Origin of the sequence: Shewanella sp. SG41-4 (genome assembly GCF_014164505.1) — a bacterium.
Taxonomy (GTDB): Bacteria; Pseudomonadota; Gammaproteobacteria; order Enterobacterales; family Shewanellaceae; genus Shewanella.
In genome coordinates this window covers 1-1440 of record NZ_JACJFI010000585.1, presented here as the reverse complement: position 1 = coordinate 1440, position 1440 = coordinate 1, and the positions used below count along the sequence as shown (strand labels likewise).

The 1440-nt window shown below is 35.9% G+C and carries 1 protein-coding gene; it reads right to left on the bottom strand.

The genetic code is table 11. The features are described from left to right. Positions 1–738: 738 nt before the first annotated feature. Positions 739–1425 (bottom strand): ChrR family anti-sigma-E factor, encoded by a 687-nt coding sequence (locus H5202_RS22420; RefSeq protein ID WP_182773973.1) that lies wholly within the window; start codon positions 1423–1425, stop codon positions 739–741. Positions 1426–1440: the final 15 nt, after the last annotated feature.

Genomic DNA, 1440 nt, shown 5'->3' with positions numbered 1-1440 from the left:
CGTTTTGAAAAGGTTTTTTTGTTTTTACCTAGGCTGTCGGTAAAAGCAATTGAATTCTTGTTTGACGAAATAGAGATAACTGGAAAGCTAACTGAAATATCGTGTCCATTCATGTTGTATGACATAGGTCACATTCCTTCTTAAATATTCACCATTAGGTGAGAAAATTGTTCAATAAAATATCCTTGGCATTTTTTAGTGTTGCAAAAGATTAATGTTTCGAGATTTAACTTAACCTATCTTTTACTCACTAATCAAGTATTGATATGTAAATAGTTGATAAAGGTCTATTTATGTCTGCAACATCGATGTTGGGACATGACATATAGCCATAAAAACTTAATACATATTTAGCACTTAACTTTGTAAGTAGAACATAGTTTTATGACAATAAGATTGCGCGAATATAATTTACATTATCATATCGACAAAAATCAATTGAAATCAAAACGATGTACAGAAGCTTGTCTTGGGTTTATTTACGAAGTGAAGTTGAGCAGACTTACAGGTAGGTAACCAAAATTAACAAGAAAACTAAATCTGTGTTGATAATATACTGAGTGTTTCCATATGGCAATAGTCTTTTTCAAATTTTAATCAAATTAATGCAGTTTTCGATTAAAATAGCGCAATTAGTGACTAATTATCGACGTATCTCACGTTGCTCTGGTGTGGGAAATGTTAAAGGGATGGTGAGAATACGCTCATCATCCCTTATCTAAGTGACTTACTTAATGATTAATACAGTAAATCGCCAATTGGGTTTAATAGTTTGCTGAACCCTTTAGTGAAGTATAAAGGTGCATCAACAATGGTATAGCATAAACAACCTTCAAGTGTTTTTGGCGAATGTTGATGTTCTTTATCAAGCAACATAAAATCACCAGGCTTGTAAGTGTTGTAGCAGTCGCTGAATTCACCCGCGAGCAATAATGTCAATTCTGTGCCTTTATGTGTATGTTCAGGAATTTCACCATTGGCATCGATATGCAACAAGCTTGCTCTTGCTTGTGGCTCTCCAGTATCGAGTCTCAATCGACTTACTTTACCAATACCTTGCCAAGAGGCATTAATTTGCTTACGAAATACCCTCGGAAGTGGATAATGTTGACCTTTAATACTCACGCTATTGTCTTCAATCAGATCAACGGTACTCGCCTGCTCAATCTCTAATGTATCTAAGGTGGAATTCAATAAATTATCAAGTAACGCGTCTAATTGATGATTAGCATTAGAGTCTATCGATTGATGCGTTGTGACTGATTCAAATTGCTGCTCAGATAACGCAGTTGTGATCTGGCTGAGTTGCTGTTGGCAATGTGGACAATATTCAGCATGGGCGGAGATAGCAATCGACATCGATAGCGGTAGTTCGCCTTTAGCATGGAGAGACAGCAGATGCTGGTCAGGGTGGTAATTAATCATAGTGTTTCTCCATAA

Bases quoted from the DNA above. Each gene is read 5' to 3' on its own strand.
- H5202_RS22420 (WP_182773973.1), bottom strand. From the start codon at position 1,425: ATGATTAATTACCACCCTGACCAGCATCTGCTGTCTCTCCATGCTAAA.